Annotated in this window: 1 pseudogene; it reads right to left on the bottom strand. The window is 44.7% G+C overall.

Going from position 1 to position 1,344, the window contains the following annotated elements:
* A pseudogene (iscB, locus tag ACUVJL_RS39175) lies at window positions 1-1,120 on the bottom strand (RNA-guided endonuclease IscB); the annotation flags it as partial.
* Window positions 1,121-1,344: the final 224 nt, after the last annotated feature.

Here is a 1,344-nt window from a genome sequence, read left to right as displayed (position 1 = left end):
GACGACTGCTTTTACAATGTCGCCCGTCTGAAAACCTTTGACAAACTTGTTTCTCGGAACGTACCGAGATGGAAAGCCAAATTTATCTGTGCGACACATTTGACGAGTTCCGTGTCCAGTTGCCTTGATTAGCAGTGGTTGATTTGTGAGGATTTCTAGGGATGCAGCCTGACCCACACAGGCTGCATCAAGCCAATGGGTCTTAGGTAGTTTAAATCGAGTGCGGTTGAACTTGGTCAATCCGCCCGAACCTGTTAAAACAGATATTCCTGTTTCTTTTAGTCGAGAAAGCAATGCCCATCGAGTTGAATTCACGGCAGTAGCATCCTTGAGTGGGCGCTTTGCTTGCGAAAGAATGCACTTCAGAATATCAGGTTTCTTTGCCAAGAATTGCTGAATAGCTTGAGTACCCTTCTTTTGATTGCACTTTTCACTCTTCAAGGCAGAGATTCGAGATGCGATTCGTGCCGCCTTTGGTTTTGGGATGAATGTGTTCAACTTGCAAAGGTACATTTTCAAGACTACAGTAAGCGCATTTTCTATTCCATTTGTTGAGTAAATATTCCCGAACCTCGTAACCTTGTAGTTCGCCTTGCTGGTATTCGACCCCTGAAATTTCAGGATTTTCTAATTGTTGCAGGTCGAATCTAACCAGCTCTTGAATGATTAAACCAATCTGCGCAAGTTTTCGTAATTTGTTGACCCAAGTCAGGGTTGTTTCTACTCGGTGCTGCAAGGATGGTGCTAGCCAACCTTTTTTGCGGGTACGATTCAAAAACCTTGCTTGACGGTAACGGGTATGACGGCTACGTCTTCCGCGACGTAGTGAACGACGGGACTCAAGGCTTGCTTTGATGGTTTGACCACGATGGGTTAGTTCAGCGCCAAAAATCACTTTTTTGCCTTGCAATAATGCGATACCAGTAGTTTTGGAGCCTGGATCTAATTTGAGAGTGATTGATTCGGGGTTTGCTGTTGCCACGACTTTCAAAATGATGGTAAACGGATACTTCCGAAATACCGCAGCTTTTCCGGTGTTCAACAACCTACGTGCAAGACCTGGACGAACCGGATTCAGTGGTCGTTTTTCGGTATCTAGAACAAAAACAAAATTAGACATTTTCAGTCCTCCCTTGCGGGGTAATGTTAGCTTCGACCTGGTTATTTGGGCTTGTTAGGTTTTCAACACTGTAAAGAGTGACTTTAGAACTGTTTAATTGAAAACGACAGAGCGGGAAACTAGCTTCGCATTTCGAGGTGTCGTGACCCAAATAACGGCTCCTATGAAAAAGGGGTCTGGTCAATACAGCTTGCGAGAGATTGCTCTTACAAGCTCAGTGGCGT

The organism is Microcoleus sp. OTE_8_concoct_300 (genome assembly GCF_031383065.1).
In the GTDB taxonomy this organism is placed as follows: Bacteria; Cyanobacteriota; Cyanobacteriia; order Cyanobacteriales; family Microcoleaceae; genus Microcoleus.
This window is presented reverse-complemented; position numbering and strand designations above follow the sequence as displayed.